Here is a 14,309-nt window from a genome sequence, read left to right as displayed (position 1 = left end):
GATCCGGCGAACCCGGCGACCCCGGCGAACCCGGCCCCGCGGGGCGGCCCGCCGGGCCGGCTCATGGCCGCCGAGACGGCCGAGCAGCCCGCGGTGCTGCGGCGGATCCTCACCGAGGGCGCCCCGCAGATCCGTGAGACCGCCGAGCGCATCGCGGCCCGCGCCCCGCGCTTCGTGCTGCTCACCGCCCGCGGCACCTCCGACAACGCCGCCCTCTACGCCAAGTACCTGCTGGAGATCCTGCTGGGCAGGCCCTGCGGGATGACCTCCATGTCCACCACCACCGCCTACGGGGCCCGCCAGGACCTCACCGACTGCCTGGTGATCGCCGTCAGCCAGTCCGGCGGTTCACCGGACCTGGTCGCCTCCACCCGGGCCGCCCGCGAGGCCGGTGCCGTCACCCTGGCGGTGACCAACAACGCCGGCTCCCCGCTCGCCGCGGCCGCCGAGTTCCACATCGACGTACTGGCCGGCCCGGAGCGGGCCCTGCCGGCGACCAAGACCTACACCGCCGAGCTGCTGGCGCTCTACCTCCTGGTGGACGGTCTGCGCGGCGGGGACGGCACCGCCGCCAAGGTGCTGCCGGACCTGGCCGAGACGGTGCTGGCCCGCCGGGACGAGGTGCGGCGGCTGGCCGCCCGCTACCGCTTCGCCGAGCGCATGGTCCTCACCTCCCGGGGCTACGGCTACCCGACCGCCCGGGAGGCGGCCCTGAAGCTGATGGAGACCAGCTACATCCCGGCCCTGGCCTACTCCGGTGCCGATCTGCTGCACGGTCCGCTGGCGATGGTCGACAACGTCTCCCCGGTGATCGCCGTCGTTCCCGAGGGGAAGGGCGGCGAGGCCCTGCGGCCCGTCCTCGACCGGCTGCGGGACCGCGGCGCCGACCTCGTCGTCGTGGGGCCCGGGGCGGAGGTCGCCCGGGCCTCGGCGGGCTTCGTCCTGCCGACCGGTGAGCTGCCCGAGGAGCTCCAGCCCGTCCTGGAGATCCTGCCGCTGCAACTGCTGGCCTACGAGGTGACCATCGCCCGCGGCCAGGATCCGGACGCCCCCCGCGCCCTGGCGAAGGTCACCGAGACCCGCTGACCGCCCCGGCCCGCACGGCCCCGTCCGTACCCGGCTCCGGACCTCGTCCGGACGGGGTCCGGAGCCCGCCTGCCCCTGGTCCTGCGGGAGCGCCCCGGCCTTCGGGAAGCCCTTCACCGCACGCTCGGCCGGGGTGACCGAGGGGCTCCGCAGGATGCGCCGGGAGAACGTCCGCGCGTTCGCCTCCCGTAGACGTGCCGGGCAGCTCGCCCGGTTCCCCGGGGCCGTGCTCCAGCACGTGTCCCGGCCCTTCGCGCGCCGGAGGCGAGGAGCCGGTGGCGGTGGCCGAGGTGGCGATACGGGTCCGGCCGGAGCGGCGATGGCACGGCGACGGCTCGGTGGTGACGGCGGCGGACCCGGCGGAGAGCTTCGGGGTGGACCTTCGGAGCCCTCGGGGAACACCCGCGGGCCGCGGCGCCGGGACGGGACCCTCAACCCGTCCGGCACCGCAGCCCGGAGCATCGAGGACCCGGCGCAGTCAGGGCAGAGAGCGCCCGGTCCCGTTCCGCCCTCCTGTGCGGGGAGGACAGAAGTCTGCCGTTCCATTCTGGGGCCACCCCCCGCCCCGTGTCCATGCCTTGAACGCATCGACGGCATGTCAGGAGCGACTGCCGTCACTTCTTGCGCACATGAGCGCCGAGGGGCGCACGCGAGCGCGGTCGGGCGCGGGCGGCGAGGCCGCGGAAACACCCGGGCCGTCCGCCGGTTAGGCTCGGCGGCGTGCCCTCCATGAACGACCTCGTCCACCAGCACACCGCCCTGACCGACTCCGATCTGGAGTGGCTGCACCTGCTGGTCTCCGAGTGGCAGTTGCTGTCCGACCTCTCCTTCGCCGATCTCGTGCTGTGGGTCCCCACCCGGGACGGGACGCGCTATGTCTCCGTCGCGCAGATGCGCCCCAACACCGGGCCCACCTCCTACCAGGACGACATGGTCGGCCATCTGGTGCCGCGCGGCCGCCGGCCGCTGCTGGACGCCGCGCTCGACGAGGGCCGGATCGTCCGCGAGGGCGATCCCGAGTGGCGCGAGGAGGTGCCGGTGCGGGTGGAGTCCATCCCCGTGCGCCGCGAGGGGCGCGTCCTCGGTGTCATCGCGCGCAACACCAACCTGCTGACGGTGCGGACACCGAGCCGGCTGGAGCTGACCTATCTGCAGAGCGCCTCGGACCTCGCGCAGATGATCGCCGCCGGATCGTTTCCCTTCCCCGACCAGCAGGTGGACATGGACGCCTCCCCGCGGGTGGGCGACGGGCTGATCCGGCTCGACGCGGAGGGCGTCGTGCAGTACGCCAGCCCCAACGCGCTGTCCGCCTACCACCGGCTCGGCCTGGCCGCCGACCTGGTCGGGCTGCACCTGGGGCGGACCACCGCCGAACTGGCCCCCTCCCGCGGCCCGGTGGACGAGTCCCTGGCCAGAATCGCCAGCGGCTGGGCGCCGCGCGAGACCGAGATCGAGGGCAACGGCTGCGTGGTCCAGTTGCGGGCCATCCCGCTGAAACCGAAGGGCGACCGGATCGGTTCGCTCATCCTGCTGCGCGACGTCACCGAACTCCGTCGCCGGGAGCGGGAGCTGATCACCAAGGACGCCACCATCCGGGAGATCCACCACCGGGTGAAGAACAACCTCCAGACCGTCGCCGCCCTGCTGCGCCTCCAGGCGCGGCGGATCGGCACGGGCAACGGGGGCAACGCCCGGGAGGCACTGGAGGAGGCCGTCCGCCGGGTGGGCTCGATCGCCATCGTGCACGAGACGCTCTCCCAGACCCTGGACGAGCGCGTGGAGTTCGACGAGATCGTGGACCGGTTGCTGGCGATGGTCGCCGAGATCTCCCCGGGCATGGTCACCGGGCGCCGCACGGGCCGCTTCGGCATCCTGGTCGCGGAGGTGGCCACCCCGCTGTCCATGGCGCTCACCGAGGTGCTGCAGAACGCCCTGGAGCACGGCTTCCGGCCGGGGGAGCGGGGCACGGTGGAGGTGAACGCCGTCCGCGGCGACCGGAACGACCGGCCGGCGCGTGCGGGAGAGCGGCGCGAGGAGGGGCGGCTGCTGGTCACGGTGCAGGACGACGGCCGCGGTCTGCCCGGGGGCTTCGACGTCCGGGCCGGGGGGAACCTGGGCCTGCAGATCGTGCGGACCCTGGTGGAGGGGGAGTTGGGCGGCGCCTTCGACATGCTTCCGGCGCCCGGGGGAGGCACCCGGGTGGTTCTGGACATCCCCGTGGGACGGGAGCGCCGTTAGCGGCGCCGGGGACCGGTGCGGACCGGGGGAGCGGCCCGGACAGACGTCGAACCCCGGACCGCGGCGGTCCGGGGTTCGACATCGTCTCTGCGGTGCGCACTGGGCACTGCGCGCTGCGGTTCGGGGGCAGCAGAGGTGGCGGCGTGGGCGTCAGGCGGTGGCCTTGCGCGCCCGGTTACGGGCGGCGCGGCGCTTCATCGCGCGCCGCTCGTCCTCGCTGAGGCCACCCCAGACACCGGAGTCCTGGCCGGACTCCAGCGCCCACTGCAGGCACTGCTCCATGACGGGGCAGCGGCGGCAGACGGCCTTGGCTTCCTCGATCTGCAGCAGCGCAGGACCGGTGTTGCCGATGGGGAAGAAGAGCTCGGGGTCTTCCTCGCGGCAAACGGCGTTGTGACGCCAGTCCATGGCTGCTCCATCTCCTACGCTTGGCGGTAATGGCTTGTGAATGTGAACGCTTTCACGAATCCCCCCACAAGGGAAGGGTCAGCGCCCGGATTTACCGGGTCGTGTCCCAGAGGGAATGGGGAGGTGGATTCGGGGCTCTCAAGGGGGTCGGCGTCGACCGTCCCGATCGCCACGAAGAGACTCGCAAACCTCGGCGGCGGATACAACCCCTTCCGGAAAGTTTTTTTTGATTCCTTGGTGTCGACTAGGTCACAGCCGTACTTCCATGGGGTGGAGCATGGCCTAAACGTTCGACTGGAAGGACTTTCACCACATCCACTTACACAATCACACGCAGTGCACGGCGTACGCCTGTGAACGTGACGCTCGTACGCAGCCCCAGATGGTCACCGTCCATCTGAAACGGCAGGGGAACCTGCGAATCCAAGGTGAAGTCGGTGAGATCGTGCAGGGAGACCGCGTGCCTGCCGTGCGGGCCGCGCTCGGGGGTGGAGGTCAGCAGCTGGGCGCCGTAGCGGGTCACCGCGGGAGGCGTCAGCCGGGTCAGTCCCAGCACGTCGAGGGCGGTGTCGAAGGACGCCCGGGGAGCCGCGTACACCGGCTTGCTGCCCAGATAGGTCCAGGGCGCGGTGTTGCAGACGATGGACAGCGCCAGTCCGTCGACCGGCTTCTCGTCCGGCCGCCGGAGAGTGATCGTTCCGCGTCGGCGGTGCGGGTCCCCCAGGAACTGCCGCACCACCTGGCGTATGTAGAGCGCGTGCGTCGAGCGCCTGCCGCGCTCCCGCTTCTGCTCCACCCGGCCCACCACGCCCGCGTCGAAGCCGAACCCCGCGCAGAAGGTGAACCAGCGGGCGGGTACCTCCGCGTCCTCCGTCCCCGGTGTCCCGGCCGCCAGGCCCAGGCCCACCGTGCGCTCGCTGCCCGCGTGGAGCGCGTCCAGCAGTGCGCCCGTTGCCTCCACGGCGTCGTTGGGCAGCCCGAGCGCGCGGGCGAAGACGTTGGTCGAGCCGCCGGGCACGACCGCGAGCCGGGGCAGGGCGTCGGGGGCGGGACCGGCGTGCAGCAGTCCGTTGACGACCTCGTTGACCGTGCCGTCCCCGCCGAGCACGATGACCAGCTCGATCTCCCCGCGCTGGACCGCCTGCCGGCCGAGGTCGTGCGCGTGCCCCCGGTACTCGGTGGTGACGGCCTCCAGCTTGAGGTCACTGGCCAGGGCGTGGATGAGCACGTCCCTGGTCCGCGCACTGGTGGTGGTGGCCGCCGGGTTTACCACGAGAAGTGCGCGCATGGGGTGCAGCGTACCCAGCCGCCGGTGGGACGGCCCAAATCCGGACCGGCCGGAACCTTGCCCGGCCCGGGTCCGGGCCGCCCGGCTACCCTGGCGGGGTGAGCACGGACGCATCCTCCCCAGGCCCTTCCAGTGCCTCCGGCACCCCCGGTGGCCTCCGGACCTCCCGGCCGGCCCGGATCACCGTCGCGGCCGCGTTGGTGGCGCTGCAGGGAGTGGTGGTCGCGGGTCTGGGCGTCACCATGCTGGTCCTGCTGCTGGCCGGCCGGCACGCGGACGACACCGTCCAGGCCGTCACCGGGGCCGTGACCGTGCTGGCGCTGGCCGTACTGCCGCTGGCCGCGGCCCGGGGGCTGTGGCTGCGGCGCCGGTGGAGCCGCGGGCCGGCGATGATCGTGCAGCTCATGGCCGTCCCGGCGGGCTGGCAGATGGCCCAGAACGGCGGGGTGTGGCTCGTTCTGGGCACCCTCGTCTCACTGACCGCGCTGACCGTGCTCGGCTGCGTCGTCAATCCGACGGCCACCGAGGCACTGGGCATCGGGCCGCGCGAGCCCCGGGACGCCTGAGCGGGTCCGCGGCGCGGATCCCCAGCGGGATCCGCGGCCCGGGACGCCGGGCTACTCCTCGACCAGCAGCCGGTCGCGCAGCTGCGCGAGGGTGCGGGCCAGCAGCCGCGACACGTGCATCTGCGAGATCCCGACCTCCTGCGCGATCTGCGACTGGGTCATGTTGCCGAAGAACCGGAGCAGCAGGATCTTCTTCTCGCGCGGCGGCAGCTCCTCCAGCAGCGGCTTGAGCGACTCGCGGTACTCCACGCCCTCCAGGGCGTCGTCCTCCGCCCCGAGGGTGTCCGCGACGGCCGGGGACTCGTCGTCGGTGTCGGGGACGTCCAGGGAGAGGGTGCTGTAGGCGTTGGCCGACTCCAGCCCCTCCAGGACCTCCTCCTCGGAGATCGACAGCCGCTCGGCCAGTTCGTGGACGGTCGGGGCGCGCCCGTGCTGCTGGGAGAGCTCCGCCGTCGCGGTGGTCAGGGACAGCCGCAGCTCCTGGAGCCGGCGCGGCACCCGTACCGCCCAGCCCTTGTCGCGGAAGTGCCGCTTGATCTCGCCGACGACCGTCGGGGTGGCGTAGGTGGAGAACTCCACACCGCGCTCCGGGTCGAAGCGGTCCACCGACTTGATCAGACCGATCGTGGCCACCTGCGTCAGGTCGTCCAGCGGCTCGCCGCGGTTGCGGAAGCGCCGCGCCAGGTGCTCGACCAGCGGCAGGTGCATCCGTACCAGGGTGTCGCGCAGCTGGGCCCGCTCGGGGGAGCCGTCCGGGAGGGAGCGCAGCCGGACGAAGAGGTCCCGGGCGCCGCCGCGGTCCTGCGACTCCGGCAGCCGGTGCCCGGACGCGCCGTTCCCGCGGTCCCCGGGCCCGTCGTGCCCGCCGCCCCGGAGGTCCTCCACGGCGCGGTCCTCCACGACATGGTCCTCCACGGCGTCCACCTGCCCCACCCGGTGCTGGGAATCGGCTGGATGAGGCCGGGCTTGCTGCTCGGGAATGACCGGACCGACCGCTTTCTCGTGGCGGCTCGTCCGCATTTCGTGCTCCAGGTCGTTCACCCCGACCCCCTTTTCCCGTACCGGCCCGTGTGCGTCGGTCACGACGCCCCTGGACCGGCGCCGCGCTTCTTGTGCAGACTGATGCTGACCGTGCGATCGTCGGCCACGGCCGAGTCGACCTCGCCGGCCAGCGCGGAGAGCACCGTCCAGGCGAAGGTGTCGCGCTCGGGTGCGCGGCCTTCCGTGGTGGGCGCCGAGACGGTCACCCACAGCGAGTCCCCGACGAGCCTGAAGACACAGCTCAGCACGCTGCCGGGGAGGGCCTGCTGGAGCAGGATGGCGCACGCCTCGTCGACGGCGATGCGCAGATCCTCGATTTCGTCGAGGGTGAAGTCCAAGCGGGCCGCGAGACCGGCGGTGGCCGTACGCAGCACCGACAGGTAGGCGCCCGCTGCGGGCAACCGGACCTCGACGAAGTCCTGCGTCCCGGGCTCGCCTGCGATCTGGGACACCCTCACCTCCAAGGTGGCACGAGCTGGTGACTGCCGCGAACGCCGGTCGGCGTCCTGTGGGCACAGATGTAACGGATCGGCGCGGCAGATCGTTCGACTGCGACGCTACCGCGATCCGAGGCATGCTGTCGCCCGGGCTGCGGAGGGCACCCTTCCCACGAACGTCACCCATAGTAAACACATGGACACTGTCCGTGGCTAGGGGTCTGCGGTAATCAATTGCCCCCACTACGCTGCGTCACAACGCCCGGGGCGTCCCGGATATTCCGGGCTCCGCGCTCTTTCCGCCGCTTCCCGCTACGGCCGTCCCGCCGGCCCCGCCGGTTCCGGGGCCTCCCGCGGCCCCGGGGCCCCCGGCGCCCGCTCGGCGGCGAGGGACCGCAGCGGCGCGCCGCTCAGCCGGTACACCGTCCACTCGTCCATCGGCTCGGCACCGAGCGACTCGTAGAAACCGATGGACGGCTCGTTCCAGTTCAGTACCCACCACTGGAGCCGTTCGTAACCCCGCTCGGCGCAGATGCGGGCGAGTTCGGCCAGCAGCGCCCTGCCGTGGCCCGCGCCGCGCGCCGCGGGGCGGACGTACAGGTCCTCCAGGTACACCCCGTGGGTGCCGGTCCAGGTGGAGAAGTTCAGGAACCACAGGGCGAAGCCGACCGGCTCGCCGCCGCCGTCCTCGGCGATCAGCGCGAAGACGGCCGGGTCCGCGCCGAAGAGGGCGTCGCGCACCTGCTCCACGGTGGCCCGCACCTGCTCCGACGACCGCTCGTACGCCGCCAGTTCGCGGATCATGGCGTGGATCACCGGCACGTCGGAGGGGACCGCTGCTCGAATCACCCCGGAAGGCTAACCGGTGACCACCGCGGCCACCGACGTCCCCGGAGCGAAGGCGCCCTCGCCGGCCAGCACCGACAGCCCGTACAGCGCCTTGGCGACGTACACGCGGTCCAGGTCCGGCAGTCCGTGGCGGTCCCGGAAGTCCCGCGCGAACGCCTCCAGCGCGCCGGTGGTGCGGGCGAAGCCGCCGCAGTGGAAACGGTCCTCCACCCGCCAGTCACCGCGTCGTCCGCCGAAGGCGGCGTGCTGGAGGCGCTCCACCTCGCCGCCGAGGAAGCCGCCGCGCAGTACGGCGAAGCCGATGGCCCGCTGCCCGTCCGCCAGCCCGGCGGCGAGCCCGGCGAGCGTGCCGCCCGTACCGCAGGCGACCGCCACCACGTCGGCCCTGCCGCGCAGTTCCCGGCCCAGCCCGGCGGCGCCCCGTACGGCCGCGGCGTCGCTGCCGCCCTCGGGTATGAGGCGGAAGGGGCCGAAGCGGTCGCGCAGCCGCGCGGTCCAGTCCGGGTCGGCCCTGCGGCGGTACGCGGCCCGCGTCACGAAGTGCAGCCGCATGCCGTCCGCGGCGCAGCGGGCCAGGGAGGGGTTGAGCGGCCGGCCGGCCAGTTCCTCGCCCCGTACGACCCCGATCGTGGCCAGGCCCAGCAGCCGTCCGGCGGCCGCGGTGGCGCGCAGGTGATTGGAGTACGCGCCGCCGAAGGTCAGCAGGGTGTGCTCTCCGGACCGGAGGGCGGCACGCAGGTTCGGCACCAGCTTGCGCCACTTGTTGCCGACGAGGTCCGGATGGATCAGGTCGTCGCGCTTGAGCAGCAGCCGTACACCGCGGCGGGCGAAGCGCTCGTCGGCGATCTCGGTGAGGGGGGACGGCAGCCGCGGCGCGAGGGCGGTCAGGGCGGCGGCGGGGTCGGCCGGTCCGGGCCGGCCGGGCTGTCCGGGTGCTGTGCTGCTCACCCCGCCATTCTCCCGTTCCCGGGATGGCACGCCGTGCCGTGGTGGCCGGGCCCGGCCGCGGGGCGCCCGGGGCGTCGGCCAGGGGAGGCCCGGACGCCGCGAGCGTCCCGTCTGCCCGTCCGGGCCCTCCGCGGAGTTGCGGTTGTGACCGTACGGGCGGCCGCGGGCGGCCGGAACGGCCGTCCGCGGCCGCGGTGGCGGCCGGAGGACCCTTGCCGGATGTGCGCGGAGGTGCGGAGAGAGTTCTGATCCATGAGGAATGCCGCTTCCGTCTGCTTCCGGTTCGAGGTGTGCCCGGTGGACCGGGGCTTCTCCTGCCGTCCCGGACCGGCTGTACCGGGTTGTCGCGGTGCGGGGAGGAGAGCGTGCCAGGCGGGTCCCGGCAGGTGTGCCGTCACCCGGCGAGTGTTCCGGGGGGCGGCACGGACGCTCCGGTGCGCCTTCGCGAATGTTGATTTCCGGTCCGTATGAAAGCGTTTTTCCGGGGCACACGGTGTACGCCCGGGTCTGTGGACGCCCGCTGACGCGCTTCCCCTGGATCAGGGCTGACATGAGGTGGCTGTGCTGCCGTGAGTCGGACGTTGTCAAGTTTTCTTGGCATGGGTTATACAGGTGAGTACGAGACAGTGCACTCAGTGCCGTATCACCGGCCGACCCCGGCAGGGCAGTTGAGTGACGGCTGTACCGACCACCTCACCAGTACCAGCAGTACGGAAGGGGAGATGGAACATGCGGTGGAGCGAGTTCGTGGCAAAGGTACGTGAGCGGGGGCAGTACCCGACGGTCAGAGAGGCCGAACGCGTCGCGCGGATCGTGCTCTCGGCCCTGGGAGGCCATCTCACCGGGCAGGAACGCACGGAGCTGGCCATCCGCCTGCCCCAGGAGGGCATGCGCGTGCTGACCGACCAGCTCCAGGTCACCAAGGCGATGAGTGGCGCGCAGTTCGTCGACAGTGTCGCGGCGCGCATCGAGGGCGCCACCCCGGCGACCGCCCGATGGGACGTCAGCTCGGTGCTGAGCGTCGTCGCCGAACTGGCCGGCGACGACCTGCTGGACCGGATCATCGGCCGGCTTCCGACCGGCTACGCCCTGCTCTTCGGGCGTGCCCAGCTCGCCGCCCGGCTCGTTCCGGCGGCGTGACCGGACGGTCGGGCCAGCGGCCCGCAGCGGACGATCGTCGCTGCGGGCCGCTGGCCTGACACACCGGGGGAAGGGCGGCGCCGGTCAGGGGGCTTCGGTGCCCCGGTCCGCCGGCCGGTCCTGTCCGGCTTCCGCCTCGTCCCGGCCGCCCTTTCCGTCCTTCTCCGTGTCCTTCTTCCGGCCGTCGCCGTCGCCGACGATGGCGGAGAGGCAGTGCGGCCAGTGACTGAAGTCCTGCTTCTGGGACCACAGCCGGTGGGCCGCCCTGATGTTCCACTCCGGGTCCAGCGCCTGCGCGGGGGTGCCGCGCAGATCACGGAGCCGCGCGTCGGAGATCTGGAAGACGCCCCAGTTCCGGCTGCCGTCGACGTTGGGAAGGACGTACAGCGGGTCGAGGCGGGACTGGCATCGGGCGATCCGGACCGCCGTCTCCGGGTCCTCGGTGAAGACCTTCCGGATACGGTCGGTGAGCCGGTCCTCGTCCCAGGTGGTCATCGGCACCTTTCCCGCGTACAGCGCCCGCTTGGTGTCGTCCCCGACGATCCCGTCCACCGCCAGGCCCGCCCGTACCTGGAACGCCTCCACCCGGCGCAGGGTCTCCGGGCCGAAGATGCCGTCGATCCCGATGGTCGCCCCGGCGTCGGCCAGCAGTTGCTGGACCTCCCGTACGCACTCGTCCTCCTGACCGATGTGGACCGGATCCCGGCACTCCGCGGAGAACAGCAGCCGGTCGTCCGCCGCCGCCCCGCCCTTCCGGTCGCCGAACGAGGCCCACGCCAGGGCGGCGGCGATCACGGCGGCCACGACGACGGCGGCGACGAGCCACAGCCCGCGGCGGGGCCGGGACGCCGCCGTGGCCGCGGCGGGCTCCTCCCCGGTGTCCCCGCTGCCGGACACCGGCTCCTGGTCCTGGCCCTGGTCCGGATCCCGGGCCCGTTCCGGGTGCGTGGGCGGCGGCTCGGAAGCCAGGGTCCACAGCCGGTGCAGCTCCGTCAGCTCGTCCCGGCCCGCTCCGCACTGCCGCGCCAGCAGCTCCACCGTGCCGAAGTCCGGGGGAACCGCCTTCCCGGAGCAGTAGCGGTGCAGCGCGGAACGGCTGAGGTCCAGCCGGGCGGCCAGCGTCTCGTAACTGTGCGGGGTACGTTCCTTCAACTCGCGCAGAGCCGAGGCGAACTCCTCGACACGGGCCTCGCCCCGACCGTCCCGCATTGCCCCAGACCTCCGCACTTGTGGTCGCCCGGATCACGACGCGTACATCGTAGGAACACCGAGTGGCACGGCGTTGGCGGATGGCCGGATTCAGCCGTCGCCGGAACGGGGGCCGGGTTCCAGCGAGACCAGGCAGCGCGGCCACCGGCCGGAGTCCTTCCCGCCCCAGAGCCGGTGGGCCGCCTCGATGTTCCACTCCGGGTCCAGCGCGTCCGCGGGAGTGGCGCCCATCTTCCGCAGCCGCTCCTCGGAGATCTGGAAGACACCCCAGGTGCGCGAGGCGTCGGGGTGGGAGAGCACGTAGTGCGGGTCCAGCAGCGACCGGCACTCGGCCGTCCGCACCGCCGCCTCCGGGTCCTCGGCGAAGACCTTCCGGATGTGGTCGGTGATCCGGTCCCTGTCCCAAGTGGCGAGGGACACCCCGCCCTCGTACAGCGCCTGCTTGGTCGCCCGGTCGACGACGCCGTTGGGCCGTACCTCGGCCAGTGTCTGGAAGGCCAGCACCGCGCGCCGGGTGTCTCCCACGAAGCGGCCGTCGGCCGCCGTTCTCCCGCCGGCCCCGGCGATCAGGCGCTGAACCTCCCGTACGCACTCGCCCTGCTGCCCCTGGCCGATCGTGTCCGGGCAGGCGTCCGAGAGCAGCAGCCGCTCGTCGTCCGCGGCCTCCGCGGCGCCGCGCACCCCCGCGATCAGGACGGCACCGGCCACGGCCGTGGCCAGTACGCCGGCCAGGAGCCGCGGCCACTGCCGGACGGACGGGCGGAGCGCCGCGAGGATCCGGACCGGCGGCTGCCGCGACCACGACGGGACGGGCGCCGCGGCCGGGGAGGCGGCCGGGACCGCGGCAGGTGGTGCGGTGGTGACCGGTCCCGGGCGCCGTTCCGGCCGTGATTCCGGTCGCGACTCCGGCGCGGGGGGCCCGGACGACTCGGTGGCCAGCGCCCACAACCGGTGGAGTTCGACCAGTTCGTCCCGGTCCGCCCCGCATCGTTTGGCGAAGCGCTCCACGGTTCCGAAAACGGCTGGAACCGACTTGCCGGAGCAGTAGCGGTGCAGCGCGGAACGGCTGATCCCGGTCCGCGTGGCCAGCGTCTCGAAGCTGTGTCCCGTGCGTCCCTTCAGGTCGCGCAGCGCGGCTGCCAGCTCCGAGGTTCCATCGTGGCCCATCCCTGACCCTCTCCCGAGACGCGGGTCCGCCCGATGACGGGGCCATCGTATCGGGGTGAGCGGGGCCAGGGACGGGTCCGACGGGAAGCGGACGCACCGAGGAGTCGCGGGCATCCGCCGGAATGCCCGCGGCCCGTCCGGATCACCGTCTCATTCATGATCCCCCGTGTTCCCCCATGGGGACGGAGGTCCGGACGTGCACCGCTTCGCTGTGGCCGGCTCAGCGCTCCCCCGAGTCCGCTGGGCCGACGAGACATGTGTGTCACGGGCCCGCCGGACGCGTCAACGCGATTCCGGCGATCTGGGACGCTGGGACGGCGTACCGTCTCTGAGCTGCGGTTGTCCGGGGCGATGGGATGCGGCGCGAGACGAGTGGCGGGCGCTTGCCGGTCCCGGCGGATCCGGTGGCCGGGGCGGGGGGACCGGTACCGGTCCGTCAGGTGGCGGCGGCAAGATCGTCCTGCCGTAGACTCCCGTGGGACTCGCACAGGCGGACGAGGACGCTCAGTTCCGGCTCGAAGGTGCCGGATGTCGTGGGGGTTTCGGCGCTGACGGCAGTCCGGCCCCGTCCCGCAGGCGCGTTTCCACCGCAGCCACGGCGCGGTGGCTCCACCCGAATCACCTGTTGACGGGTCGACAGGGTCTCTCCGGTGCTGTTCGAGCCGCCCGGACAACTCACGTGAAAGGGCTTCCCCGATGCTCGATCCCCGGCGGCACTATGCCAGTCTGCGCTTCGTGGCGCTGCTTCCGCTCGTGCTGTTCTTCCCGATCATGGTCAGCTTCTTCATAAGCCCGGGCGTGGTGTGGGGAGAGTACGTGGGGGTCTTCTTCCACCTCTCGATCCTCTTCCTGGTGTCGCGCCTGGATGCGGCCCCCTGGGCCAAGGCCGCGGGCTACGGCTGGGTGGCCGCCGACGTACTCGCCGGCATCATGGTGATCAACGAAGTCGATGACGACACGGCCTGGGCGGTCCGCCTCGGTGCCCATGTCCTCGCCGGTGTCTGGATCGTGGCGAGTTCCCTGGTCAGCCGTTCCTGGCCGGTTCGCGCGGTCGGCGTCCTCACCGGTGTCTGGCTCGGCGGCTACTCCTTCGTCGGGAACGTCCTCGGCGAGGTGTTCCTGCGCCCGGCCAGCATCATGATCCTGGTCTGGTTCGCGCTCCTGGCGTTCCTCCACCGCGACCAGCCGGAGCGCCCGGCGGCGCCGGCCGGCACCGCACCGGCCTGACGCGCGGTACGGCGTAATCCCGCCGGGGAGGAGGACCGGGGGAGAAGTACCGCACCCGGTCCGTGAGGGACGCCGTGCTCGGCGCCCCGCGGACCGGGTGCGGACAGCAAGACCGGACGGTCAGGGAAACCGCAGGTCAGAAGGCGTAAATCAAGATCAGGCCTTCTTGGTCTCCCAGAAGATCTTGTCGATCTCGGCGATGAGGTCCAGCAGCTTCTGGCCCGTCGCCGGGTCGGTGGAGCCCTTGGCCGCGGAGGCGGCCTTGAGCGCGTCGTTCACCAACTGGTGGAGCTGCGGGTACTTCTCGAAGTGCGGCGCCTTGAAGTAGTCGCTCCACAGCACCGAGATGTGGTGCTTGGCGAGCTCGGCCCGCTGCTCCTTGATGTACGTCGCACGGGCCCGGTAGTGCGGGTCGTCGTTGGCCTGGTACTTCTCCTGGATGGCCTTGACCGACTCGGCCTCGATACGCGCCTGGGCCGGGTCGTAGACGCCGCAGGGAAGGTCGCAGTGCGCGCTGACCTTCACCTTCGGGGCGAACAGGCGGGAGAGCATAGAGCTGTCCTTCCTCGTGATCGTCTTCTCTCGGGTGAGGTTACTCCGTGCGGGATGCCTTTTCGCGTGTGCCCCCACCGGCTTGGGACAAAAGTCGGAGGAAGCATGGGCGGGTCCGGGGGAACCCGGGAACGGCGGTCGGGAAGACTGGGC

Annotated in this window: 14 protein-coding genes; 5 read left to right on the top strand and 9 right to left on the bottom strand. The window is 72.4% G+C overall.

Annotated features, from left to right (window positions below; genetic code table 11):
* Positions 1-63 precede the first annotated feature (63 nt).
* Together CUT44_RS20295 and CUT44_RS20290 are read left to right on the top strand one after the other, a co-directional pair.
* Positions 64-1,086 carry an SIS domain-containing protein gene (locus tag CUT44_RS20295; RefSeq protein ID WP_233221527.1) on the top strand — a complete coding sequence of 341 codons (1,023 nt, stop codon included), beginning with the start codon at positions 64-66 and terminating at the stop codon, positions 1,084-1,086.
* A gap of 720 nt (positions 1,087-1,806) precedes the next feature.
* Entirely contained in the window at positions 1,807-3,324 is a 1,518-nt protein-coding gene (locus CUT44_RS20290) for a PAS domain-containing sensor histidine kinase (RefSeq protein WP_100203316.1), read from the top strand.
* 150 nt (positions 3,325-3,474) lie between these two features.
* Here CUT44_RS20290 and CUT44_RS20285 read toward each other — a convergent pair whose 3' ends face one another.
* Positions 3,475-3,732 carry a WhiB family transcriptional regulator gene (locus tag CUT44_RS20285; RefSeq protein ID WP_028427873.1) on the bottom strand — a complete coding sequence of 86 codons (258 nt, stop codon included), beginning with the start codon at positions 3,730-3,732 and terminating at the stop codon, positions 3,475-3,477.
* Positions 3,733-4,051: 319 nt separating this feature from the next.
* A complete protein-coding gene (locus CUT44_RS20280; RefSeq protein ID WP_100203315.1) occupies positions 4,052-5,020 on the bottom strand; it encodes a diacylglycerol/lipid kinase family protein in 969 nt (322 codons plus the stop codon).
* Positions 5,021-5,118: 98 nt separating this feature from the next.
* On the opposite strand from CUT44_RS20280, the gene CUT44_RS20275 reads away from it, so the two are divergent.
* A complete protein-coding gene (locus CUT44_RS20275; protein WP_233221514.1) occupies positions 5,119-5,586 on the top strand; it encodes a hypothetical protein in 468 nt (155 codons plus the stop codon).
* Between the two features lie 51 nt (positions 5,587-5,637).
* Here the strand turns inward: CUT44_RS20275 and CUT44_RS20270 are convergent, their stop codons facing one another.
* The 4 genes from CUT44_RS20270 to CUT44_RS34125 form a co-directional block, all read right to left on the bottom strand.
* The gene (locus CUT44_RS20270; protein ID WP_100203435.1) at positions 5,638-6,606 is read right to left on the bottom strand and encodes an RNA polymerase sigma factor SigF; all 969 of its coding nucleotides are present in this window, start codon (positions 6,604-6,606) and stop codon (positions 5,638-5,640) included.
* A gap of 59 nt (positions 6,607-6,665) precedes the next feature.
* Positions 6,666-7,079 carry an ATP-binding protein gene (locus CUT44_RS20265; RefSeq protein ID WP_100203314.1) on the bottom strand — a complete coding sequence of 138 codons (414 nt, stop codon included), beginning with the start codon at positions 7,077-7,079 and terminating at the stop codon, positions 6,666-6,668.
* Positions 7,080-7,376: 297 nt separating this feature from the next.
* Positions 7,377-7,913: a GNAT family N-acetyltransferase gene (locus CUT44_RS20260; protein ID WP_100203313.1), complete on the bottom strand. Its 537-nt coding sequence runs from the start codon at positions 7,911-7,913 to the stop codon at positions 7,377-7,379.
* Between the two features lie 9 nt (positions 7,914-7,922).
* Positions 7,923-8,861: a 1-aminocyclopropane-1-carboxylate deaminase/D-cysteine desulfhydrase gene (locus CUT44_RS34125; protein ID WP_408646765.1), complete on the bottom strand. Its 939-nt coding sequence runs from the start codon at positions 8,859-8,861 to the stop codon at positions 7,923-7,925.
* A 747-nt stretch (positions 8,862-9,608) separates the two neighbouring features.
* Between CUT44_RS34125 and CUT44_RS20250 the strand changes: the two genes are divergently transcribed.
* Positions 9,609-10,001, top strand: a complete 393-nt coding sequence (locus CUT44_RS20250; protein WP_408646764.1) for a DUF2267 domain-containing protein — start codon at positions 9,609-9,611, stop codon at positions 9,999-10,001.
* 84 nt (positions 10,002-10,085) lie between these two features.
* On the opposite strand, the gene CUT44_RS20245 is transcribed toward CUT44_RS20250, so the two are convergent.
* Both CUT44_RS20245 and CUT44_RS20240 read right to left on the bottom strand, forming a co-directional pair.
* A complete protein-coding gene (locus CUT44_RS20245; RefSeq protein WP_100203310.1) occupies positions 10,086-11,210 on the bottom strand; it encodes a peptidoglycan-binding protein in 1,125 nt (374 codons plus the stop codon).
* Positions 11,211-11,300: 90 nt separating this feature from the next.
* On the bottom strand, positions 11,301-12,377 hold the full coding sequence (locus tag CUT44_RS20240; RefSeq protein ID WP_158239639.1) for a helix-turn-helix domain-containing protein: 1,077 nt from the start codon (positions 12,375-12,377) through the stop codon (positions 11,301-11,303).
* 696 nt (positions 12,378-13,073) lie between these two features.
* On the opposite strand from CUT44_RS20240, the gene CUT44_RS20235 reads away from it, so the two are divergent.
* A complete protein-coding gene (locus CUT44_RS20235; protein WP_100203308.1) occupies positions 13,074-13,604 on the top strand; it encodes a hypothetical protein in 531 nt (176 codons plus the stop codon).
* Between the two features lie 156 nt (positions 13,605-13,760).
* Here the strand turns inward: CUT44_RS20235 and sodN are convergent, their stop codons facing one another.
* Positions 13,761-14,156 (bottom strand): superoxide dismutase, Ni, encoded by a 396-nt coding sequence (gene sodN / locus CUT44_RS20230; protein ID WP_100203307.1) that lies wholly within the window; start codon positions 14,154-14,156, stop codon positions 13,761-13,763.
* Positions 14,157-14,309 lie beyond the last annotated feature (153 nt).

Source organism: Streptomyces carminius, from assembly GCF_002794255.1.
In the GTDB taxonomy this organism is placed as follows: domain Bacteria; phylum Actinomycetota; class Actinomycetes; order Streptomycetales; family Streptomycetaceae; genus Streptomyces; species Streptomyces carminius.
Note: the sequence above shows the minus strand (reverse complement) of the source record. Positions and strands in the feature narration are given on the sequence as shown.

Coding starts and splice junctions, on each gene's coding strand:
- CUT44_RS20245 (WP_100203310.1), bottom strand. CDS start 11,210: ATGCGGGACGGTCGGGGCGAGGCCCGTGTCGAGGAGTTCGCCTCGGCT.
- CUT44_RS20280 (WP_100203315.1), bottom strand. CDS start 5,020: ATGCGCGCACTTCTCGTGGTAAACCCGGCGGCCACCACCACCAGTGCG.
- CUT44_RS20295 (WP_233221527.1), top strand. CDS start 64: ATGGCCGCCGAGACGGCCGAGCAGCCCGCGGTGCTGCGGCGGATCCTC.
- sodN (WP_100203307.1), bottom strand. CDS start 14,156: ATGCTCTCCCGCCTGTTCGCCCCGAAGGTGAAGGTCAGCGCGCACTGC.
- CUT44_RS20285 (WP_028427873.1), bottom strand. CDS start 3,732: ATGGACTGGCGTCACAACGCCGTTTGCCGCGAGGAAGACCCCGAGCTC.
- CUT44_RS20270 (WP_100203435.1), bottom strand. CDS start 6,606: ATGCGGACGAGCCGCCACGAGAAAGCGGTCGGTCCGGTCATTCCCGAG.
- CUT44_RS20240 (WP_158239639.1), bottom strand. CDS start 12,377: ATGGGCCACGATGGAACCTCGGAGCTGGCAGCCGCGCTGCGCGACCTG.
- CUT44_RS20235 (WP_100203308.1), top strand. CDS start 13,074: ATGCTCGATCCCCGGCGGCACTATGCCAGTCTGCGCTTCGTGGCGCTG.